Annotated in this window: 15 protein-coding genes; 9 read left to right on the top strand and 6 right to left on the bottom strand. The window is 75.3% G+C overall.

Going from position 1 to position 22,655, the window contains the following annotated elements; genetic code table 11:
- The first annotated feature begins 123 nt into the window (after positions 1–123).
- Both ACIBPB_RS05990 and ACIBPB_RS05995 read left to right on the top strand, forming a co-directional pair.
- Positions 124–1,911: a hypothetical protein gene (locus ACIBPB_RS05990; protein ID WP_396838431.1), complete on the top strand. Its 1,788-nt coding sequence runs from the start codon at positions 124–126 to the stop codon at positions 1,909–1,911.
- Positions 1,912–1,977: 66 nt separating this feature from the next.
- Positions 1,978–3,054 (top strand): glycosyltransferase family 2 protein, encoded by a 1,077-nt coding sequence (locus ACIBPB_RS05995; RefSeq protein ID WP_396838831.1) that lies wholly within the window; start codon positions 1,978–1,980, stop codon positions 3,052–3,054.
- Positions 3,055–3,246: 192 nt separating this feature from the next.
- Here ACIBPB_RS05995 and ACIBPB_RS06000 read toward each other — a convergent pair whose 3' ends face one another.
- The 4 genes from ACIBPB_RS06000 to ACIBPB_RS06015 all read right to left on the bottom strand — a co-directional run bounded on the left by ACIBPB_RS06000 (position 3,247) and on the right by ACIBPB_RS06015 (position 9,211).
- Complete coding sequence (locus ACIBPB_RS06000; RefSeq protein WP_396838432.1) at positions 3,247–4,470, bottom strand: epoxide hydrolase family protein; 1,224 nt, start codon at positions 4,468–4,470, stop codon at positions 3,247–3,249.
- Between the two features lie 52 nt (positions 4,471–4,522).
- Positions 4,523–5,041, bottom strand: a complete 519-nt coding sequence (gene msrA, locus ACIBPB_RS06005) for a peptide-methionine (S)-S-oxide reductase MsrA (RefSeq protein WP_396838433.1) — start codon at positions 5,039–5,041, stop codon at positions 4,523–4,525.
- 43 nt (positions 5,042–5,084) lie between these two features.
- Positions 5,085–5,951 carry a redoxin family protein gene (locus tag ACIBPB_RS06010; protein ID WP_396838434.1) on the bottom strand — a complete coding sequence of 289 codons (867 nt, stop codon included), beginning with the start codon at positions 5,949–5,951 and terminating at the stop codon, positions 5,085–5,087.
- A 194-nt stretch (positions 5,952–6,145) separates the two neighbouring features.
- On the bottom strand, positions 6,146–9,211 hold the full coding sequence (locus tag ACIBPB_RS06015) for a discoidin domain-containing protein (RefSeq protein WP_396838435.1): 3,066 nt from the start codon (positions 9,209–9,211) through the stop codon (positions 6,146–6,148).
- Between the two features lie 208 nt (positions 9,212–9,419).
- On the opposite strand from ACIBPB_RS06015, the gene ACIBPB_RS06020 reads away from it, so the two are divergent.
- Positions 9,420–11,207: a discoidin domain-containing protein gene (locus tag ACIBPB_RS06020; RefSeq protein WP_396838436.1), complete on the top strand. Its 1,788-nt coding sequence runs from the start codon at positions 9,420–9,422 to the stop codon at positions 11,205–11,207.
- 59 nt (positions 11,208–11,266) lie between these two features.
- On the opposite strand, the gene ACIBPB_RS06025 is transcribed toward ACIBPB_RS06020, so the two are convergent.
- Together ACIBPB_RS06025 and ACIBPB_RS06030 are read right to left on the bottom strand one after the other, a co-directional pair.
- Positions 11,267–11,818, bottom strand: a complete 552-nt coding sequence (locus ACIBPB_RS06025; RefSeq protein ID WP_396838437.1) for a DUF5872 domain-containing protein — start codon at positions 11,816–11,818, stop codon at positions 11,267–11,269.
- Between the two features lie 48 nt (positions 11,819–11,866).
- Positions 11,867–12,754, bottom strand: a complete 888-nt coding sequence (locus tag ACIBPB_RS06030) for an alpha/beta fold hydrolase (protein ID WP_396838438.1) — start codon at positions 12,752–12,754, stop codon at positions 11,867–11,869.
- A 99-nt stretch (positions 12,755–12,853) separates the two neighbouring features.
- Between ACIBPB_RS06030 and ACIBPB_RS06035 the strand changes: the two genes are divergently transcribed.
- From ACIBPB_RS06035 to ACIBPB_RS06060, 6 genes are all read left to right on the top strand, one after another.
- The gene (locus ACIBPB_RS06035) at positions 12,854–14,812 is read left to right on the top strand and encodes a BTAD domain-containing putative transcriptional regulator (RefSeq protein WP_396838439.1); all 1,959 of its coding nucleotides are present in this window, start codon (positions 12,854–12,856) and stop codon (positions 14,810–14,812) included.
- Positions 14,813–15,046: 234 nt separating this feature from the next.
- The gene (locus ACIBPB_RS06040) at positions 15,047–16,252 is read left to right on the top strand and encodes a hypothetical protein (RefSeq protein WP_396838440.1); all 1,206 of its coding nucleotides are present in this window, start codon (positions 15,047–15,049) and stop codon (positions 16,250–16,252) included.
- 360 nt (positions 16,253–16,612) lie between these two features.
- Positions 16,613–17,263, top strand: a complete 651-nt coding sequence (locus ACIBPB_RS06045; protein WP_396838441.1) for a hypothetical protein — start codon at positions 16,613–16,615, stop codon at positions 17,261–17,263.
- Between the two features lie 363 nt (positions 17,264–17,626).
- Entirely contained in the window at positions 17,627–18,004 is a 378-nt protein-coding gene (locus tag ACIBPB_RS06050; protein WP_396838442.1) for a hypothetical protein, read from the top strand.
- Entirely contained in the window at positions 18,001–20,853 is a 2,853-nt protein-coding gene (locus tag ACIBPB_RS06055) for a tetratricopeptide repeat protein (RefSeq protein ID WP_396838443.1), read from the top strand. Before ACIBPB_RS06050 ends, ACIBPB_RS06055 begins: the two co-directional genes overlap by 4 nt.
- A gap of 144 nt (positions 20,854–20,997) precedes the next feature.
- Positions 20,998–22,239, top strand: coding sequence for a hypothetical protein (locus ACIBPB_RS06060; protein WP_396838444.1), 1,242 nt, complete (start codon positions 20,998–21,000; stop codon positions 22,237–22,239).
- Positions 22,240–22,655 lie beyond the last annotated feature (416 nt).

Here is a 22,655-nt window from a genome sequence, read left to right on the forward strand (position 1 = left end):
TGTGTCATCCTTCGACGGCACGGCCGTCGTCCGCATCGGCAAAATCACCGGTACCGGCGCGGCGCGCCCACACTACGGACCCCTGATCGACAGGGCCGACGGCACAAGGGATGATCCATCGTCATGACCACCGGGTCCACCGACACCCCCACCAGCACCGGGCTCGCCGACGACGACGACCGGGCCCCCGTCGCCCCGACCCGGGACGACCGGGGCCGGTGGCGTTGGCTACGCCACGAATGGACCTGGGCGGTGCTCGGCGGCCTGCTGCTCGCGGTCGTCCTGACCTGGCCGACGCTGCGGCACCCGGCGAGCACGATCCCCGGCGACCTCGGTGACCCCACCCTGCAGGCGTGGCAGCTGGCCTGGGCCGGGCACGGCCTGCTGACCGACCCGTCCAACCTGTGGGACTCGAACACGTTCTATCCGGAGAAGTACACCTACGCCTACAGCGACACCCTGCTCGGGTACGCCCCGATCGGGATGCTCGGCTCCGGGTTCGCGGCCGCCCTGGTCCGCTACAACGTGACGTACGTGCTGGTCTTCGCGTTGGCGTTCGTCGGGGCGTACGCGCTGGCCCGGCAGCTCGGCTCGGGCCGCTGGGGGGCGGCGGTGGCCGGGGTCGCCTGGGCGTACGCGCCGTGGCGGCTGGCCCACGCCGGGCACCTGAACATCCTGTCCACCGGCGGGATCGCGCTGTCCCTGGCGATGCTGGCCCGCGGCCACGGCTGGTCGCTGCGGCACGGCTACCGGCCGGAGCGGCGGCGGCCCGGGTGGGCGCTGGCCGGCTGGCTCGTCGCCGCCTGGCAGATCACCCTCGGCTTCGGCATCGGCCTGCCGCTGGTCTACTTCCTGCTGGCCGCGGTGCTGGTCGCCGCCGGCTGCTACGGCTGGTCCTGGTGGCGGCGCCGGGAACGGCCCCCGTTCGGCCGGCGGCTGCTGGCCGCCGACCTGGCCGGCGGGGCGGTCTTCGGCGCGGTCACCCTGCTGCTGGGCCTGGTCTACCTGCACGTCGTCGACCTCAACCCGCAGGCCCAGCGCACGCTGGACTGGACGAAGCTGTTCTCGCCGCCGCTGCGGGGCTTCGTCACCGCACCGGCCGACTCGTGGCTGTGGGGCGAGCCGCACGCGGCGGCCCGGGAACAGCTCACCTGGCCGCCGGAGATGGCGCTGCTGCCCGGCATGACGCTGATCGGCCTGGCCGCCGCGGGGCTGCTCATCTCGGTCTACCCGGTCCGGCACCGGATCGCGCTGGGGCTCGGCGTGCTCGGCACGGTGCTGCTCGGCCTGGGCACCAACCTCGGCGGCGACGGGGACCCGGGATACCTCACCCTCTCCAAGCACCTGCCCGGATGGGACGCGTTGCGGACGCCCGGCCGGATGATGATCTGGACCAGCCTGCTGCTGGCGCTGCTGGCGGCGGGGCTGGTCACCGTGCTGGCCGAGCCGGCGCGCAAGGCGTCACCCGGGCGCTGGGCCCGGATCCTGCTGCCGGCGGTCCTGCTGGTGCCGCTGGCCCTGGTCACCGTCGAAGGGCTGAACCGGACCCCGCACCCCGAGGTGCCCCGGCCGCCGGCCGCGCTGGGCCGGGCGCAGGAGCCGCTGCTGGTGCTGCCCGCCGGCGGCATCAACGACCTCAACTACATGCTGTGGACGACCGACGGCTTCCCCCGGGTGACGAACGGGCTGGCCGGTTTCGAGCCGGTCAGCCAGGCGCAGACCCGGATGGCCATCGCCTCGTTCCCCGACGCGACCAGCGTCGCCTACCTGCGCGGGCTCGGGGTGCGGTCGGTGCTGGCGGTGCCGAGCCGGGCCGGCGGGACGCCGTGGGAGGGCATCGCGGACCGGCCGGTCGACGGACTGGGCATCACCCGGGAGGATGTCGATGGTGTGCTGGTCTACCACCTCTGACCAGCCCGCCGCCCGGCCTCCCGCGGCCGGCGGCGGATCCCGGACGGGCTGGACGGAGTGAGCACGGTGCGGCTGTCGGTGGTGGTGCCCTGCTTCAACGAGGAAGCGTCGGTCGAACGGCTGCACACGGCGGTTACCGCCGCGCTGGCGGAGCTGACCGACGTCGAGATCGAGGTGGTGTACGTCGACGACGGCAGCGAGGACGGCACGCTCGTGGCGCTGCGCCGGCTCGCCGCCGGCGACCCGACGGTGCGGTACACGTCACTGAGCCGGAACTTCGGCAAGGAGGCGGCGATGCTGGCCGGCCTGGAGCGGGCCACCGGCGACGCGGTCGTGATCATGGACGCCGACCTGCAGCACCCGCCGCGGCTGCTGCCCGAGATGGTGGCGCTGTACCGGCAGGGCTTCGACCAGGTGATCGCCCGGCGGGACCGACGCGGCGACCGGTTCCTGCGGATGCTGGCCTCGCGCTCCTTCTACCGGATGGTCAACTGGTGGATCGACGTGCGGCTGCTGGACGGGGCGGGTGACTTCCGGCTGCTGTCCCGGCTCGCGGTGGACGCGGTGCTGGCGATGCCGGAATACAACCGCTTCTCCAAGGGGCTCTTCTCCTGGATCGGCTTCCGGACCGTGGTGGTGGCGCACCGCAACGAGACCCGGCAGGCGGGGCGGAGCCGGTGGAGCTTCGGCAAGCTCTTCAACTACGCGTTCGACGGCCTGCTGTCGTTCAACAACCGGCCGCTACGGCTGGCCATCTACGGCGGCCTCTTCCTCACCCTGATCGCGGTGGCGTACATGGCCTGGGTGGTCGCGGACGCCGTCGAGAAGGGGATCGACGTCCCCGGCTACACCACCATCATCGTCAGCGTGATCGGCCTCGGCGGCATCCAGATGATGATCCTCGGGGTGATCGGGGAGTACATCGGCCGGATCTACTACGAGACCAAGCGCCGGCCGCACTACCTGGTCCAGGAGACCGAGGACCTGGTCACCGACGTCGAGCAGGCGCCCCGGGTGCCGGCCCAGCCGGCGGTACGGCCGGCCGAGCGGACCCGGCCGGGCCCCCCGCCCCGGGAGGACCTGGCCCGGCACCGCTCCCTGCGCCGCGCGGCCCAGGAATCCGTGACCGGCGACCCGGACTGACGCCGGTGGCGCTCGCCGGCCTCCGGCGCGGGTCGGCGCGGCCGCCCGGACCTGCGGCGGGTGGCCCGGCCGCCCGGACCTGCTCGGCGGGTGGCCCGGCCAGGGCCGCCTGCTCGGCGGGCGAGCCGGCGGCCCGGGCCACGGGCGGGCGCGGGCCACGGGCGGGTGCGGGCCACGGGCGGGCGCGACCGGCTAGCGCAGCGACCGGAACGCGGTACGCAGCTCGTCGCAGAGCAGTTGCGGCTGCTCCCAAGCGGCGAAGTGCCCGCCCCGGTCGAGCTTGTTGTAGTGGATCAGGTTGGGATAGGCCCGCTCCGCCCAGCTCCGCGGGGCCTCGTAGAGTTCGTCGGGGAAGACGCTCACCGCGGCCGGGACCCTGATGTCCTTGGCGGCGAAGAACGAGAGCTTGTTCTCCCAGTAGAGGCGGGCCGCCGAGACGCCCGTGTTGGTCAGCCAGAAGAGCGTGATGTTGTCGAGCAGGTCGTCCCGGGTGATGCCGACGGGTTGTCCGTCGATGGCCTTGCAGAACAGCTCCAGGCTGGCCGCGTCGTGGTCGAGCAGGTAGCTCGCCAGGGCGATGGGCGAATCCGCCAATCCGGTCAGCGTCTCCGGACGCGTGCCCATCATCAGCGCGTACGCGGAGTGCAGCCAGAAAAAGTTGATCTCCTCGCAGGCCTTCCGCTCCTCCGCGGAGAGGCCGGCCGGCAGCGAGTCCAGGGGGTTCGTCGCGCCGCTGATGCCGGTCTGCAGCAGCGCGTCGAGGTCGGGCGGGACGGCGCTGGGCATGTTGGTGTGGATGCCGGCCAGTTGCGGCGGCGCCTGTACCCCCATGATGTTGGTGATCAGCGCCCCCCAGTCGCCGCCCTGCGCAACGAACCGGTCGTAGCCGAGGCGGGTCATCAGCTCCGTCCAGGCCCGGGCGATGCGTTCCGGGCCCCAGCCGGGCGCGCTCGGCTTGCCGGAGAAGCCGTACCCGGGCATCGACGGGATCACCAGGTGGAAGGCGTCGGCGGCGGACCCGCCGTGCGCCGTGGGGTCGGTCAGCGGCCCGACGATCTTCAGCTGTTCGATCACCGAGCCGGGCCAGCCGTGCGTGACGATGAGCGGCAGCGCGTTGTCGTGCTGGGAGCGGACGTGGATGAAGTGGATGTCGAGCCCGTCGATCTCGGTGATGTAGTTCGGCAGGGCGTTCAACCGCGCCTCGACCTTGCGCCAGTCGTACTCCTTCTCCCAGTACCGGGCGAGCGCCTGGCTGGTCTCCAGCGGCACGCCCTGGGACTGGTCGCCGACGGTCTGCTTCTCCGGCCAGCGGGTGGCCGCGAGCCGGGCCCGCAGCGCCTTGAGGTCCGCCTCGGGGACCTCGATCCGGAACGGGCGGAGGTCGGTGGTCGGGCGGGTCAGCGTCTTGACGGCCACGTGCGGTCTCCTTGTCGGTCGGGTTGCGGTCGGACGACGGCCGGGCCGGCCACTACGCGGCGTTCTCGCCGCGCCGCGGCAGCTTCCAGTCGGGTCGGACGAAATGGCAGGTGTAGCCGCCGGGGTGCTTCTCCAGGTAGTCCTGGTGTTCCGGCTCGGCCTCCCAGAACGGGCCGGCCGGGCTGACCTCGGTGACCACCTTGCCCGGCCAGAGGCCGGAGGCGTCGACGTCGGCGATGGTGTCCTCGGCGACCTGCCGCTGCTGCTCGTCGGTGTAGAAGATGGCCGACCGGTAGCTGAGGCCCACGTCGCCGCCCTGGCGGTTCTTGGTGGTCGGGTCGTGGACCTGGAAGAAGAACTCCAGGAGGTCCCGGTAGGAGAGCTGGTCCGGGTCATAGTTGATCTCGATCGCCTCGGCGTGCGTGCCGTGGTTGCGGTAGGTGGCGTTCGGCACGTCGCCGCCGGTGTAGCCGACCCGGGTGGAGACCACCCCGGGGCGCTTGCGGATCAGGTCCTGCATGCCCCAGAAGCAGCCGCCCGCCAGAATCGCCTTCTCGGTCTTGTCGCTCATCGCTGCGTCCCCCCGTCGGATGCTCAGCTGTCAGGACTCGCCCTCACGGGCCGAAGGTGAAGACGTACGCGCGGAAGCCGGGCCGGTCGACCGCGAGGGTCAGCCTGTGGTCGGTCCGGCTCGCTCCGGCGACGAGCCGGAACATGGCGGCCCGGTCGATCCGCGCCACCGCGTCCGGGCCGACGTCGGCCCCCCGCTCGTCGCCGATCGGGTCGCCGTCGAGCAGCACCCGGAGCGCGGCCGGGCCGGCGGGTCCCGGATCGACGACGAGGTTCACCTCGCCGGCGTGGAAGGGCAGGGTGAGTTCACCGCTGCCGCCGGTCAGTTCGACGTACTCCCCGGCGCTGCGCCAGTCGCCGGCGACCGTGAACGTGCCCGGCACGCCCCGGTCGGCGCCGAGGTACGTCTCCGGCGTGATGCCCAGGTAGGAGGGCTCCCCGGTGGTGGCGTACCCGGTCACCTCGGCGCTGACCGGCGGCAGCCGGATGCCCGGCGTCCGGATCGCCAGCAGGCGGCGCAGCTCCGACTCCACCCGCTCGTAGCTGCCCTCGCCGACCCACCGGTCGACCAGCCACCCGTCGCCGTCGAAGAGGTACTTCGCCGGCCAGGCGTCGTTGCCGAGGGCGCGCCAGAAGGTGAACCCGTTGTCCAGCGCGACGGGGTAGGTCAGGCCGTGGTCCCGGATCGCCCGGTCGATGTGCGCGGCGTCGCGGCCGAACTCGAACTCGGGCGCGTGCACGCCGATGACGGTCAACCCCAGGTCCGCGTAGTCGCGGTGCCACGCCTTGACGTAGGGCGCCGTGCGGATCCAGTTGACGCAGGTGTACTCCCAGATGTCGATCAGGACCACCCGGCCGCGCAGGTCGTCGGGGGTCAGCGGCGGCGAGTTCACCCACCGCTCGACCGTCACGGGAGGCAACTGCCGCCCCGTCATGGTCATCTCGGTCGGCCCACCGGCTGCGTCATGACGCCTCCTCCCCGGGTCCGTTCGTCAGCGGCCCTGACCTTCCCGTTCCGCCGGCGACCATGCCCGGGCCGCGCCGACTTCGCGGCACCCGGGTGGGCGCCGGGCCGCGCGGCCCGGCGCCCGCCGTGCGTGACCGCTCAGAACCCGGTCCGACCGGCGCCGTACGGGTAGAGCGGGTTGCCGTAGCCGGTCGCCGGCGGCTGGCCGGCGTCGATGCTGGCCCGGATCTGGGCCCGCTCGGTGGCGCTGGCCCCCAGGTCGTACGGCAGGTCCCAGGCCTCAACCGCGTCGGCCGGCACGTCGGTGCCGCCGGGCCGCAGCACGTCGGCGAGGCTGCGCGGGAGTTGCCACGGCAGCCGGCCGCCCGGCGCGTAGTCGCCGAAGAGCAGGCCGGCCAGGGCCGGACCCATCTCCTCGCCGCCCCGGTAGGTCACCACGATGGCGCTGGCCAGGTCGCGCCACTCGGTGATGACGTACGGCCGGGGCAGGACCAGCGCGACCACCACGGGGATGCCCCGGGCGCGGAAGTCCTGGATCACCTTGAGCTGGTCGGGGGGCAGGTACGGCTGTTCCTTCGGCCAGTTGGTGGCGTGCGTGTAGGACGTCTCCCCCACCGCCACGACGGCCAGTTTCGGGTTCGGTCCGTCGTCGGCGTAGACGTTGACGCCGGCTCGGGCGGCCCGGGTTCGGATCGCCTCCAGCATGGTCTGCGAGCCGTACTCGGCGTGGAAGAAGCTGGTCCAGACGCAGCAGGCGGTGGGGTCGGCGGCCCGCGGCCCGGCCACCACGATGTTGTCCCCGGCGCCCAGCCGGATGGGCAGCACCGCGCCGTCGTTCTTCAGCAGCGTCATCGCCTCCCGGGAGGCCTGGTTGGCCAGCGCCGTGTACGCGGGCTGGTGGAACCGGTACGGGCCGTTGACCGGGTCGCCGTACGGGTTCTCGAAGATGCCGAGCTGGAACTTGAGCCGCAGCACCCGGCGGACCGCGTCGTCGATCCGGGCGGCCGGCACGTTCGCCAGGAAGGTGGCGATCGAGAAGCCGGCCGCGCCGGGGTCCGCGCCGCCCATCACGTCGGAGCCGGCCTTCGCCGCGCCGACCCAGGAGCCGGAGGGCAGCCAGTCGGTGGTGATCAGGCCCTGGTAGCCGAGGTTCTGCCGCAGGTACGCGAGGATCGGCGCGCTGTCGCCGGCGCCCGGCCCGCCGGGATCGAGGTACGAGCTGCCGGCGTACCCGGGCATGATGTTGACCGCGCCCGCCTCCATCGCGGCCCGGAACGGGATCAGGTGGTACTTGATCGTCACGCCGTCGTAGACGATCAGCGCCTCCCCGCCGGCGCCCTCACCGGGCCAGTGCTTCACGGTGGCCAGCACCGAGGCGGGGTTGAGTTCCGGGCCGCCCTGCAGGCCGGCCACCAGGGCCCGCACCTGGGCGGCGGCCACCTGCGCGTTCTCCCCGTTGCCCTCCTGGATGCGCGGGTAGATCACCTTGGTGCCCACCTCGGCCAGCGGCCCGAGGACGCCCCGGGTGCCGACCTCGAGCTGTTCCCGCCGCTGCATGTCGCCGAGCCGGTAGTCGAGCGCGTAGTTCCGGGCGGCGGCGAGAGCGCTCTGCATGGGGTAGGTGGTCTGGTAGCCGTGGATGGTGTCGCCCGCCGAGACGAACGGGATGCCCAGCCGGGTGCCGGACGCCGCGAGGAGCTGGTTGTGCAGGTCCTGCGCCTGCGCGGGGCCGAAGTGCCAGCCCGACCGGGGGTACGCCTGGGCGTTGTAGAACATCTGGTACGCCTTTTCCTCGGCCGTCATCCGGCCCAGCAGGTCGTCGACGCGCGCGTCGACCGGGAGGCGCCAGTTCTCGTACGGCTCGATGGCGCCGTTGCGGTTGAGGTCCCGGCTGCCGGCGACGACGCCGACCCCGTCGGCGACGGTCTCCAGGGTGGGCAGGTAGACGCTGAAGCGCCGGATGGTCGAGGTGGTCGTGGTGGCGCCGGTGGCGGTGACGTACCACTTGTAGGTCCAGCGGTCCGGCAGGTCCCAGGTCGGGGTGTAGGAGGTGCCGGTCGGCTCGGCGACCTTGGTGTAGAGGTCGATGAGGTTGCCGGGGGCGGTGAAGTCGTAGTCGGTGCGGCTGATGTTGATCCAGACCTGGTAGCGGGTGGCGCCGGCGACCGCCGCCCAGCTGAGGGCGGGCCGGCGGGTGGTGGTGACCATGGCGCCGTCGGCCGGGGCGGTCAGCGCGAACTGGTTGAGCGTGCCGGGCGGGCGGGTCGGGCCGGAGAGCATCGGCGCCGTGCTGGCCGCCTCGTCGACCGTGCCGTACGCCTGGAACTCCCAGAGCGAGTAGCCGTAGCCGGTGGCCCGGGCGGTGCCGGAGAAACGCAGGTAGCGGCCGGTGCCGGTGACGGCGAGCTGTTCGACGCCGCCGCGGCCGGAGGTGGTGGAGTAGATCGTGGTCCAGGTGTTGCCGTCGGTGGAGGTCTCCAGCCGGTAGCCGGTGGCGTAGGCGGCCTCCCAGTTGAGCACGACCCGGTTGATGGTGGCGACGCCGCCGAAGTCGACGCGCAGCCACTGGGGGTCGCTGAACTGGCTCGACCACCGGGTGCTGGTCCGGCCGTCGAGCGCCGCGGCGGGCGCGTTGCCGCCCTCCCACGACGACGCGTCGACCTTCTTGAACTCGGAGATCGGCCGGCCGCCGGGCTGGCCGGGGCCGGTGCTGCCGTAGACCTGGAATTCCCAGAGCGAGTAGCCGTAGCCGGTGGCGCGGGCGGTGCCGTACATCCGTACGTAGCGGCCGGTTCCGGCCACGGCGAGGGTCTGGGTGCCGCCGGTGGCGGTGGTGGTGCTGTAGATGGTGGTCCAGGGGCCGCCGGGGTCGGTGGCGACCTGGAGTTGGAAGGCCCGCGCGTAGGCGGCTTCCCAGACGAGTTGGACCTGGTCGATGGTGGCGGTGCCGCCGAGGTCGACCTGGAGCCACTGGGGATCGGCGAAGCCGCTGGACCAGCGGGTGCCGGGGTCGCCGTCGGTGGCGGCGGCGGCCGGGGTGCCGGCCTGTTCGACGGAGGAGGCGGTGGTCGGCCGGCCCTGGGAGAGCAGCGGCCCGGCGGCGGTGGCGGGCCGCCCGGGGACGGTCAGGTAGGCGGCGAGCAGGACGAGCAGCGCCGCGATGGTGGTGGCGCGGCGGCGGAACGGGGGTGGTGGCGTAGGCATGACGGCTCCCGTCGACGGACTGATGGTCGGGAGAGTGAGAGCGCCCGTCACCAGACTTCATCGAGTCGCTTCTATCCGTCAATGGCCTGGGCGAAGTCCGGAATTGACCTTGATCGCCGGGCGCGGGCGGCTTGACAGGACCCGGGGCCGGGGGCGACCCTCGGGCCGAGAGCGCTCTCCCGCCGGACCACCAACCGCAGGAGATGCCATGCACCCCACCCCCGCCCGCCCACCCCGAACCCGGCCGGCCCGCGTCGGCCGCCGCCTCCGCGCCGCCACCGTGGCCGTGCTGGCCCTGCTCGCCGGCGGCGCCGTCGCGACCGCCCCGCCCGCCGCCGGCGCCGCCTCCACCCTGATCTCCCAGGGGCGGCCGACGAGCGCGTCGTCCACCGAGAACGCCGGCACACCGGGCTCCGCGGCCACCGACGGCGACCCGAACACCCGCTGGGCCAGCCAGTTCAGCGACCCGCAGTGGCTCCAGGTCGACCTCGGCGGCACCGCCACCATCGACCAGATCCAACTCGTCTGGGAAGCCGCCTACGCGCGGGCCTTCCAACTCCAGGTCGCCACCGACCCCGGCGGCCCCTGGACCACCATCTACAGCACCACCACCGCCACCGGCGGCACCCAGACCCTCACCGTGGCCGGAACCGGCCGCTACGTACGGATGTACGGCACCGCCCGCGCCACCGGCTACGGCTACTCGCTCTGGGAATTCCAGGTCTACGGCAGCACCGCCTCCGCCGGCTGCGCCGGCAACGCCGCGCTCAACCGCCCCGCGGCCGCCTCCTCGGCGGAGACCACCGCCACCCCGGCCGCCGCCGCGGTCGACGGCGACGCCGGCACCCGCTGGTCCAGCGGCTTCGCCGACCCCCAGTGGCTGCGGGTGGACCTCGGCAGCACGCAGACCCTCTGCCAGGTCACCCTGCAGTGGGAGGCGGCCTACGCCCGGGCCTTCCAGGTGCAGGTCGCCGCCGCGCCGGACGGCCCGTGGACCACCCTGTACGCCACCACCACCGGCACCGGCGGCACCCAGACGCTCGACGTGACCGGGTCCGGCCGCTACGTGCGGCTGTACGGCACCGCCCGCGCCACCACGTACGGCTACTCGCTCTGGGAGTTCGCGGTCCGCACCACCTCCGGTGGCACCCCGCCGCCGACCACCCCGCCACCCACCGGCGGTTTCTGGGGCGACACCGCCTCGATCCCGCCGGCCGCGAACGTGCTCATGGTGAAGGTGCTCAACCGCACCAACGGCCGCTACCCCGACAGCCAGGTCTACTGGAGCTACAACGGGCAGACCCACTCGATCGCCGAGCAGCCCTACTTCGACATGCCGGTGAACACCGCGGGCCGGATGTACTTCCGCCTCGGCTCGCCGACCAGCCAGTACAGCGACTTCATCGAGTTCACCGTCGGACCGGACCAGTTCAACGGCAACACCACCCGGGTCGACGCGTTCGGGCTGAAGCTGGCGATGCGGCTGCGCGCCCACGACGGCCGCGACGTGGCGGTCGGCGAGACCGAGGCCACGTTCGCCGAGGACCGGTCGGTCACCTTCCAGCGGTTCGCCGACGCCATGCCGGCCGAGTTCAAGCACCTGGCCACCATCGAGGCGCCGTACCGCATCCCCTCGCCCGGCAACACGCCGCAGTTCCGGCCCGGCGGCCAGTACGCCGGCTACCTCAGCGGCTACGCGTCGTCGGTGGGGCTGCCGGCCAGCACCTCGGACATCTTCGGTTGCGCCGGCTCACTGGCCGGCAACCCGGCCGGCTGCGCCGCGCTCAACCGGCACGTCGCGCACCTGCCGCCGGCACAGTGGTCGGACCCGAGCCTGTTCTACCAGCAGGCGCCGGCCAACTACTACGCCAAGTTCTGGCACGACCGGGCGATCGGCGGCCGCGCCTACGGCTTCCCGTACGACGACTACGCCGACCAGTCCTCGTTCGTGTCGGCCGCCGACCCGCAGTGGCTGCTGGTGGCCGTGGGCTGGTGACGAGCGGGTCCGGACCCGGCCGGCCGGCGGTGGCCGCGCCGGTTCCGGGCCGTCGCCCGTCACCGGCGGGCGAGTTCGGCCTCCAGCCGCCGCACGAGCGTCTTGCGGTCCTTGCCCCCACGCTCGCGGCGCAACGCGGCCCGCAACTGGCGGGTGTCCAGGCCCCGGACCAGCTTGGCCGCCTCGGCGACCGGCAGCTCCGACATCCGCTCGGCCGACGTGACGTCCCGGCGGGCCCGGCTGGCCGGCCCCGTGTTGGCCACGTACTGCTGCCCGGACCGGGACGCCCGCCGCTTCCGGGTGTCGGTCGCCCGCCGCTGCTCGTCGGCGAGCTGCTCCCAGGCCCGTTTCGGCAGGTAACGGCTCGTCTCGCCGTTGTGCCGGGCCCGGGTGGAACCCGCCCTGGTCTGCCAGTCCTCGTTGCCCCACCGCTGCAGGGAGCGCTGCCGCTCGTCCTTCGGTCCGACATAGCCCCCGCCGCGCCGCTGGTACTCCTTGGTGAGCAGCTGGGACTTGCGCGCCGACCACTGTCCGGGCCGACCGCCCCGGTCCGACGCCCTGATCTCCGCCTTGATCTGCTCCCGCAGCTCGGGCTTGGTATACCGCGCCATGCCGGAGCGTTACCCTCGGCGGCACCCGGCATGCGCCGGGCGCCCGGGTCAGTCGCTCCGGCGGGCCAGCAGGGCGCGCAGGGCCGCGACGACCTCGCCCGGCGCCGCCTCGGCCAGGAAGTGCCCCGCCGAGGTGGTCCGGTGGTCGAGGTCGGGGGCCCAGGCCCGCCAGAGCCCCTCGGCGTCGTAGCCGAGCGCCGCACCCCAGTCCTGCTGGACCACGGTCACCGGCATCGCCAGACGGTTCCCGGCGGCCCGGTCGGCCCGGTCGTGCTCGACGTCGATCCCGGCGGAGGCGCGGTAGTCCGCCACGATCGACGGGACCGCCGCCCGCGACGCCGCGAGGTACTCCGCCCGGATCTCGGCGGGGATGGCCCGCGGGTCGCCGCCCCAGAGGTCGAGGAAGTACCCGAAGAAGGCGTCGGCGCTGGCCCCGATGAGCTGCTCCGGCAGCCCGGGTGGCTGCGCCATCAGGTAGAGGTGGAAGGCGACCGCGGCGCCCTCACCCCGCAGCACCTCCCACATGTCCAGGGTGGGCAGCACGTCCAGCGCCGCGAGGTGGGTGATCGTCCGCGAATGGTCGAGCCCGGCGCGGACCGCGACGAGCGCGCCCCGGTCGTGGCCGGCGAGGGCGAAACGCTCGTGGCCGAGCTGCCGCGCCAGGGCCACGACGTCGGCCGCCATGGTGCGCTTCGCGTACGTGCCGGCGTCGTCCGCCGGCGGCTTGTCGCTCGCCCCGTAGCCGCGCAGGTCGGGGCAGATCACGGTGTGGTCGGTGGCCAGGTCGGCGGCGACGTGCCGCCACATGAGGTGGGTCTGCGGGAAGCCGTGCAGCAGCACGATCGGGCTGCCGGCGCCGCCGACCGCCACGTTCAGCGTCACGGTCCCGTCGACCGTGACGCGCTGGTAGTCGAACCCGGGGATGGCCGTTGTCATCGTCGTCCCTTCTCGTAGCGTGAACCCGTCCAGCCTCGCGCCGGCCGATGAGCAACCGATGAGCGCGCCAGGTTGGCCAGCGCGGGAGAGGGTGGGTCGGTGCAGGTCACGGTCGGTGTGCTCGGGCCTGTCGTCGGCTGGGACGCCACCGGGGCGCGGCTGGACCTGAAGGGGCCGCGGCACCGCGCGGTGCTGGCCCGGCTCGTCGTCGCCCGCGGCCAGGTCGTTCCCGTCGACCGGCTCGTCGACGACCTGTGGCCGGTGCCACCGCCGGGCGCGGTGGGTGCCATCCGGACCTTCGTGGCGGCGCTGCGGCGGGCGCTGGAACCCGACCGCCCGCCGCGTGAGCCGGCCCGGCTGCTGGTCACCGAGGGACCGGGGTACGCGCTGCGCGCGCCGCGCGACGTGGTGGACGCCTGGCGGTTCGAGGACGAGACGACGGCCGCGACCGACGGCCCGCCCTACGAGACGCTCGACCGGCTCGACCGGGCCCTCGGCTGGTGGCGCGGTCCCGCCTACGCCGACTTCGACGAGCCGTGGGCCCGGACCGAACGGTTCCGGCTGGAGCAGGTACGCCTCGACGCGGTCGAGCGCCTCGCCGGGGCGCGGCTGGCCGTCGGGCGGCCGGCGGACGCGGTCGCGGATCTCGACGCCCACGTGGCCGAGCATCCCTGGCGGGAGGAGGCCTGGCGGCTGCTCGCCCTCGCGCTGTACCGGGCCGGCCGGCAGGCGGACGCGCTCGGCGTGCTGCGCCGGGCCCGCGGCCTGCTCCGGGAGCAACTCGGCGTCGACCCGAGCCCGCGCCTGCGCCAGTTGGAGACCGACCTGCTGCGGCAGAGCGACCAGGTCGACGGCGGGCTGCCGGGCCCGGACCGGATCTGGGCGGACGCCGCCGCCGCGTACCACCGGACCGTGGCCGCGGACTCGCGGGTCCGGCTGGAGTCGACGGTCGGCCTGCTGCGGTCGCTGGCCATGGCCGGGCCCGGCGGGCTGGAGGCCGCGCGCGGGCAGCGGGTCGCCGCGATCGCCGCGGCCGAACGGCTCGGCGACGCCGACCTCACCGCCCGGGTGATCGGCGGCTACGACGTACCGGCGATCTGGACCCGCTCGGACGACCCGGAGCAGGCGGCCCGGATCGTGGCGGCGGCCGAGCGGGCCCTCGACGCGCTGCGCCCCGGCTCCGCCGACGCCACCCGGGCCCGGCTGCTGGCCACGGTCGCGGTGGAGTCGCGAGGCACCCCCGGGCCGCGTGGCCGGACGGCGGCCCGGGAGGCGGAACGCATCGCCCGCCGGCTGGGCGATCCCGCCCTGCTGGCGTTCGCCCTCAACGGCGCCTTCATGCAGTCCTTCCAGCGGGCTGGGCTCGCGCCGGAACGCGACGCGATCGGTGCCGAACTGGTCGCGCTCTCGGCCCGGCACGACCTGCCGGCGTTCGAGATCCTGGGGCACCTGGTCCGGCTCCAGGCCCGCAGCGCGCTCGCCGACTTCGACGGCGCGGACGAGCACGCCGCCGCCGCCGACGGGCTCGCCCGGCGGCACGAACGTCCCCTGGTCGGGGTGTTCACCCAGTGGTATCGGGCGCTGCGGCTGTCGGCGGCCGGCGAGCCGCCCGAGGTCGAGGAGGCCGCCTACCGGGAGGCGGCGGCCCGGCTGCCGGGCGCCGGCATGCCCGGCGTCGAGCGCGGCCTGCTCCCGCTGGCACTGCTCTGCCTGCGGCTGCGGCACCACCGGACGGCCGACGCCGACGACGACACCGACTGGGGCCCGTACGCGCCCTGGACGCGACCGCTCGTCCTGCTGGCCCGGGAGCGCCCGGCCGACGCCGCCGCCGCGCTGCGGCAGGCCCCGGACCCGCCGCACGACCTGCTGTTCGAGGCGCTGTGGTGCCTGATCGGCCGCGCCGCGGTCGCCCTCGCCGACCGGCCGACGATGCGGCGGGCGCGCGACACGCTCGCCCCGGCGGCCGGCGAGCTGGCCGGCGCCGGCAGCGGCCTGCTCACCCTCGGGCCGGTCGCCGACGAGCTGGACCGGCTCGACGCGGCGCTCCGCCGGGCCTGAGCAGGTCGCCGCCGGGCGGCCGACCGGGTCGACACGGCGCTCCGCCGGCCTGAGCAGGTCGCCGACGAGCTGGACCGGGTCGACGCGGCGCTCCGCCGGGCCTGAACAGGTCACCGCCGGGCGCCCGCCGCTGGGCCGGTGGCCCTTCCGCGTGTTGCCGCGGTTCGTCCCGTCGGGCCGGGCAGAATCAGGGGCCCTGGCATGAGCGTGAGGTACTGCCTCCGGAGGTGCCCGTTGTCGCGGAGTCCCGGCCGACTGGCTCGCTGGACGCTGCGCGGCGTGCTCCTGGCCGGCGGCGTCGTCGGCGCGTGGGGCCTGGCCGACGCCGTCGCGGGCGACGCGGCCCAGGCGGTCGCGCCGGCGGCCCCGGCCGTGGCCCGCGACCACGACGGCACCGCCGGCGACCCGGCCCGGGCGGCCGAGCCGGAGCCCCCGTCCCTGGTCCGCGATCTGCTCCACGGCGCTGCCCGGGTCGTCGGCGACCTGGTGCTCCGAACCGGTGACCGGCCGGCGGGCACGGCCGGCGGGAACAGCCCACCCGGAGACGCGCCCGACGCCGGGGTGACCGACCCGGACCGCCCACCCGCAGGCCGGAGCAGCGCACCCACCCCCGAGGTGACCGACCCGGACCGCCCACCCGCAGGCCGGAGCAGCGCACCCGGCCCCGAGGTGACCGACCCGGACCGCCCACCCGCAGGCCGGAGCAGCGCGCCCGACCCCGGGGGGACCGGCCCGCGCCGCGCGGCGGGGGCCGACACGCCGGCCGCTGGCCGGTCGCGCGTCGCCGGGGTGATCGACCCGCTGACCCGATCCGTCGTGGCGCTGGCCTCCCCCGTCGTGCGGCCGATCACCGGGTCGCGGCTGCTGGCGCCGGTCGCCGAGCTGATCCGGCCGGTGACCGGGCCGATCGTCCAGGTGCTGCCGCCCGTGCTGGACCCGGTGCTCGAACTGACCCAGCCGATCCTCGGCCCACCCGCCGCAGCCCCGGCCCCCGTCCCCAGCCCTGGTTCCGGCCCCAGCCCTGGTTCCGGCCCCGTCCCCGGCGCTCCCGCGCCCCCCGGGGACGCGGCGGCGAGCGATCCACCGGCCGCCGCCGCCCGCCCGGGCACGCCGACCGGCGCGGCTGGCGCCCCCGACGCCGCCGCGCCGTCCCGCCTCGCGCCGCGCCCGGTGGCGGGCCGCGACGCCGGCGACGCGTCGGCCACCGCGGCGGCCCGCGCGCGGGTACCCCGGTCCGACGAACCCGGCCCCGTCCCCGGGGTGGCCCCGGGCGCCCCGGCCAGCACGGCCGGCGCCGGCTCGGCCACCGGCGGGGCCGGCGTCCCGGCCGACGCCTGCCCCCGTTCCTGGTCCCCCGGGCTGCGGCTGGTCGGCTGCCGTCCGGCCCCCGACCACCTGCTCGCCGGCCGTTCCGGCAGACCGGACCCCAGACCCGCCTGACGGCACGCGCGGGGCAACGGCCGACGGCTGGGACCCGCCCGGCGAACCGACCGGTCAGACCGGCTCGCGCCGGGTCCGGCCGCCGTCACCTCGACCGCCGTCACCTCGACCGACCGCAGCGGTAGTCGGCCGAGCCGACGGTCGGGCGGACGGTCGAGCCGACGCGCCCCACCGCACCCGAGGGCCCATCGGGCCCGCCCACCTGCACACGCCGGCCCGGGCCGGCGTACCGCACCCACCTCCGGTCGCCGCCGTACGGCGCGACCGGCAGGCGCCGTGCCGCTGACGCGATGACGCCCACGCCGGTGCACCGCGTCGCGCACCCGTACGCGAACCGACCGCACCCGCAAGGAGAAACCCGTGCCTCACCTCCCGGCTGTCCACCGCGCCCAGTGGCGCGACGTCGCCGACATCGTCGCGCTCGTCACCGACCCGTTCGCCGCCAGCGCCCTCGGCACGTGGCTCGTACCCGACGAGCGCCGCCGCCGCAGCGTGCTCACCGCCGTCATCCGGGTCTGGATCGAACACGCCCTGCTCTCCGGCGAGGCGTACCTGCTGCACGACCGTTCCGCCGTCGCCGTCTGGCTGCACCGGTTCGGGGTCGTGCCCGCGCCCGAGGGGTACGGCCGCCGGCTCGCCGTCGCCTGCGCCGGCCACCTCGACCGCTTCCTGCACCTCGACGACGTGCTGCACGCGCACCGCCCGGCCGGCCCGCACCACCACCTGGCCTTCTTCGCGGTCGCGCCGAGTCCGCACCGGATCAGACGCGCCGCCACCCTGCTCGCGGCCAGCAACGCCCGGATGGGACAGGCGCTGCTCCCCACCTACGCCGAGGCGACCACCACCGCCGAGCGGGACCTGTACGCCCGGCACGGCTACCTGGCCCAGGACCCGTTCGCGCTGCCCGGCGGCGGCACGGCCCATCCGATGTGGCGGAACCCGGGCCGGCGGCAGCCCGGTCGCGCGCTGACCAGACCGGCGATCTGCCCGTACGCGGCGACACCCGCGTAGCGGGTCACCGGGCGGATTCACGATCGCCCGGTGACCCGCTACGCGGGAAGTGGCGCCCGCGCGACCGCGGGCGGCGGGCCGGCCCGGACCGGGGCGGCCCGCCGCCGAACCGGACAGCAGCACTGGCCGGCCCGCCGCCGAACCCGTCAACGGCTCCGACCGGCTCGCGTCCGGCCGGCAGCGGCACCGACCAGCGAACACCGGGTCGAGAGTGGACCGACCACCGGCGGCTGCCGGGTGGCGGGATCGGGGACGGCGGGCACGGCTGACGGAAGAGGTCATGATCACCGGATGTGGTGGGGTGGCCGTAAACTGAGCGTCCGCCATCAGGGCCCTGATGGCGGACGGCAGGAGGTGGCTGCTGTGCCGGATCGCAGGTGGCGGTGGGCCGGCCGCGCTCTGTTCGCGGTGATCGTTGTCGCCCTGGTGGCGTATCTGGCCCGGGTGGGCTGGGACGAGGCGGACAAGCGGGCCAGCAGCATCGGGGCGGTGCTGGCGTTGCTGGCGTTGGGGGCGCCGTATCTGCTGCCCTCGACAGGAGGTGGCGCGGTGATGGCGGAACCGGAGCGGGCCGAGGACACCGGCACGGCTGAGGCCACCGGTGGTGGGCACGCGAACACCGGTGTGGACAGCGTCGACGGCGCCGAGCGGCCCGCCCAGGTCATCCGCTCCGGGGATGCGCGCGCGGACGGGCCGGGCTCGGTGGCCAACACCGGCATCGTGCGCCGACCCCGATCGTGACGGCCGACGACACCTCGGCGCAGCAGGCACCGGACGCGGTCAGCGTCACCGGCTCCGGTGCCGCGTCGGCCGACCGCGGTGGTGTCGCCAACCCCGGCGTCATCATCGGTGATGTCACCACCAACTATCACGACCACCGGCCGCGCCCGGCGCCGGTGTGGCCGGTGCTGGTGGGGCAGCCTCCCGCGCTGGCCTCGGCGTTCCAACCCCGAGCGTCGCTGCGGGACAGCGTCGTCGCCGCCCGCCGTCAGGGCGACGATGTCGTGCTGGCCCACCGCGACAGCCGCGGTGGGCATCCGGGCACGCAGGTGCTGACCGGTGGCGGCGGCGTGGGTAAGTCACAGCTGGCGGCATGGTTCGCCCGGCAGACGATCGACGCGCGCGGCACCGACCTGGTGGTGTGGGTCGACGCTGCCAGCCCTGATCAGATCATCACCGGGTACGCGCGGGCCGCGGTGCGGGCCGGCGTGCCCGGCGCGGACGGCACCGACCCGGACGCCGACGCGGCGGCGTTGCTGGAATGGCTGCACACCACCGAGCGCAGCTGGCTGGTGGTGCTCGACGACGTCGGCGACCCCGGCGAGGTGGCCCGGTGGTGGCCGCCGCAGCGACCCAACGGATGGACCCTTGCCACGACCCGGCTGCACGATTCCGCCCTGACCAGCTCCGGCCGCCAACAGATCAACGTCGACGTGTACACCCCGGCCGAATCGGTGGCGTACCTCAGCCAGCGGCTCACCGAGGCCCGCTGCGCTCATCTGCTCGACGACCAGGTGGCCAGGCTGACCGCCGCGGTAGGGCACCTGCCGCTGGCGTTGTCGCACACCGCCGCCTACATGATCAACCAGGAGCAGGGTTGTGCCGCCTACCTCGCCGACTACCGCAGCGGTGCCCAGCGGCTGGCCGACCTCATGCCGGCCAGTGCCGACCCCGACGGCTACGGCCGGCCGGTGGCCGTCACCCTGCTGCTCGCCCTGGACGCCGCCGACCGGGCCGAACCGGCCGGGCTGGCCCGCCCGGCGCTGGCGCTGGCCGCACTGTGCGACCCGGCGGGGCACCCCGACGCCCTGTGGGCCACCCCCGCCGCCACGACCTACCTGTCCGCCCACCGCGACGGCCCTCCGGTCACCGGCGAACAGGCTCGCCGGGCACTGCGGCTGCTGCACCGCTACGGGCTGCTCACCCACACCCCGGGCGACGCGGCCCGTGCCGTACGCGTGCACGCCCTGACCGCCCGCGCCATGCGCGAGACCACCGACCTCGACGCCGCCGTGGTGGCCCGCGCGGCCGCCGACGCGCTGCTGCAGTTGTGGCGGGACGGCGACCACGCCAGCATCCCCCTCGCCACCGCACTGCGCGCCAACACCACCGTCCTGGCCGATCACGCCGGGGACCTGCTCTGGCACCCCGACGCGCATCCGCTGCTCTACCGGGCCGGTCGGAGCCTGCTCGATGCCGGGCTGCACACCACCGCCGGGACCTATTGGGAGGACATGACCAGGCAGGCCGGGCGGTTGCTCGGCGCGGAGCACCCGGACACGGTGAGCGCGCGCGCCAACCTGGCCGCGTCCCACCGGCAGGCGGGCCGCACCGCCGACGCCATCGCCCTCGAGGAGAAGGTGCTCGCCGACCGGCTGCGGCTGCACGGTGAGAATCACCCGAAGACCGTGATCGCCCGCGCCAACCTGGCCGCCTCCTACCAGCAGGCGGGCCGCACCGCCGACGCGATCACCATCGGCGAGGAGGCGCGGGCCGGTTGCGTGCGACTGCTCGGCGAGAATCACCCGGACACGGTCAGCGCCCGCGCCAACCTGGCCGCCTCCTACCGCGAAGCGGGCCGCACCGCCGAGGCGATCGCCCTTGAAGAGGCCGTGCTGGCCGACCGGCTGCGGCTGCTCGGCGCGGAGCACCCGCACACCGTGAGCGCCCGCGCCAACCTGGCCGCCTCCTACCGCCAGACGGGACGCACCGCCGACGCGATCACCCTCGAGGAGGCCGTGCTGGCCGACCGGCTGCGGCTGCTCGGCGCGGAGCACCCGCACACCGTGAGCGCCCGCGCCAACCTGGCCGCCTCCTACCAGCAGGCGGGCCGCACCGCCGACGCGATCTCCCTCGCCGAAGAGGTCCTCGCCGAACGGCTGCGACTGCTCGGCGAGAGTCACCCGGACACGGTGGGCGCCCGGGCCAGCCTGGCCGTCTCCTACCGCCAGGCGGGCCGCACCGCCGACGCGATCACCCTCGAGGAGGCGGTGCTCGCCGACCGGCTGCGACTGCTCGGCGAGAGTCACCCGGACACGGTCGGCGCCCGCGCCAACCTGGCCGCCTCCTACCAGCAGGCGGGACGCACCGCCGACGCGATCGGCCTGCTGGAGGACGTGCTCGCCGACCGGGTGCGGCTGCTCGGCGCGGAGCACCCGCACACCTTGATCGTCCGCGCCAACCTGGCCACCTCGTACCAGCGGGCGGGGCGCACCGCCGACGCGATCGGCCTGCTGGAACAGGTGCTCGCCGACTGTGTGCGGCTGCTCGGCGCGGAGCACCCGGACACCGTGAACGCCCGCGGCAACCTGGCCGTCTCCTATCAGCAGGCGGGTCGCGTCGCCGACGCGATCGCCCTCGAAGAGGAGGTGCTCGCCGACCGGCTGCGACTGCTCGGCGCCGAGCACCCGCACACCCTGATCGCCCGCACCAACCTGGCCGTCTCCTACCGGCAGGTGGGGCGCACCGCCGACGCGATCGGCCTGCTGGAAGAGGTGCTCGCCGACTCCGTACGGCTGCTCGGCGAGAACCACCCGGACACGCTCCTGGTCGCGGACGCCCTGCGCGATTGGACCGGCAACCGGCGGTGATCCCCGGGCGGGCAGCACGGCATGCCGCCGGCCGCCCGTGCGCAATTCACCCTCTTCCGGCCGGAATCGGAACACTCTTGCGGGGTTTCGTGTCCACCGCCCGGAGCCGCCGTTGTACGGGGTGTGACGGCGAAACGGGCAACCATGCTGACCACGGTCACGACCGACCCGTCCCGGTGGCAGGCCGGATGGGCACGCCGCGAGAACGAGCGCCGGCAACGGGCGTACGAGATCGCGGCCGAGGCGTGGCAGCGCCGCGCCGACCAGCTGGACCGGCTGCGGATCGAGGCCGTCGCGTTCCTCGGCTGCACCCAGCCGCGCGCCGGGCTGCCCGTGCGCCTGGACGACGACGAGGTCGTCTACCGCGTCCTGCCCAGCGCGGACCTCGTCGAGGCGCAGGCCCGTCACCTCACCGGGCTGCCGTCGCCCGCCCTCACGGCGGCGACGGCACCGGTCGACGGGCCCGGCCGGCCACTACCGGCCGGGCTCCAGGTGGTGGACACCGGCATGGCGGTGGTGACCAACCGCCGGGTCGCCTTCGCCGGCTCGACCGCCCGGCGCGAATGGTGGCACACCGACCTGCGGGGGCCGGGCCACCATCCCACCGCGCCGATCACGCTTCTGCACACCACCGACGGCCGGGCGCCGGCCGGGTTGCGGGTGCCGGCCGGTGCCGCGGTGAACTTCCGGTTCTACCTGACCCTCGCCGTGGCCACCGCGACCGGCCGCCGCGCCGTGCTCGCGCCGCAGCTCGACGCCCTGGTGGCGGCCCACGACGACGCCCGGCCGGTCGCACCGGCCCGGGTCACGCCCGAGGACGCGCCGGCCCCGTTGGTCCGGCCGGAGCGCCTCGCCGCCGCGGCCGCGGTCGCCGTCGCCGTCGCGATCGGCAGCCTCACCGCCGGCACCCTCGACGCGCCGGCCGCCGTCCCCTACCGCACCGGCTCGGCGGCGAGCGGATCCCCCGACCGCCCGGCCGGCGGCGGCCCCGCGCCGCTGGCCGTTCCGGGCGCGGCCGGCAGCAGCCGCACGGGCGCCGGCACGGAACCGCCGCGGCCGGCCGCGACCACCCGGCCGGCCGGCGGGGGTGCCGCCGCCGGGGCGACCGGGACCACCGAGCGGCCGGCCGGGCGGGACGACGCCGCCCGGGTGATCGGGACCGGCCGGACCGTGGTGGTGAGCCGGGAACCGGCCGCCCAGCCGACGGCCGCCTCGCCCCGGCCCGTGCGGACCGCACCGACCGCCCCGGCACCGGCCACGACTCCCCCGCCGGCCGCCTCGCCCACGCCGAGCGACCCCGCGCCGTCCCCGGATCCCGGTACGGCGGCCTGCCTGCTGCCACTGCGGCTGCCCGTGGTGGGCCCCCTCCTCTGCCCGGCCGCGTGACCCGCCGGACCGGCCCGCCCTGACCCCGCCGAACCGGCCCAGGCCCCTGCTCGCCGCCCCGGACGTCAGCGACCGGCTCGAGCTGCTGATCGCGCCGGACCGGCCCAGACCCCTGCTCGCCGCGCCGGACGTCACCGACCGGCTCGAGCTGCTGGTCGCGCCGGACCGGCCCAGACCCCACCGGACCGGCCCTGACCCCGCCGGACCGGCCCGGACCCGCCGGACCGGCCCGCCCTGAGCCGCTGGCGGCACCTCCGCGCCGATGGGCGCCATCACCTCGGGACGCCGGCCGGCCGGCGCACCCGTTCCCCGGAACCGCGGCGCCGGTCCCGGGCAGCCGCCGTGACAGCCAAAAAGTTTTGTTTGGTTCCTACAACTGGCACCGCACAGGCTTCGGTGGTTACGACATGGCGCCG

The sequence above is a fragment of the Micromonospora sp. NPDC049836 genome (genome assembly GCF_044465125.1).
Taxonomy (GTDB): domain Bacteria; phylum Actinomycetota; class Actinomycetes; order Mycobacteriales; family Micromonosporaceae; genus Micromonospora.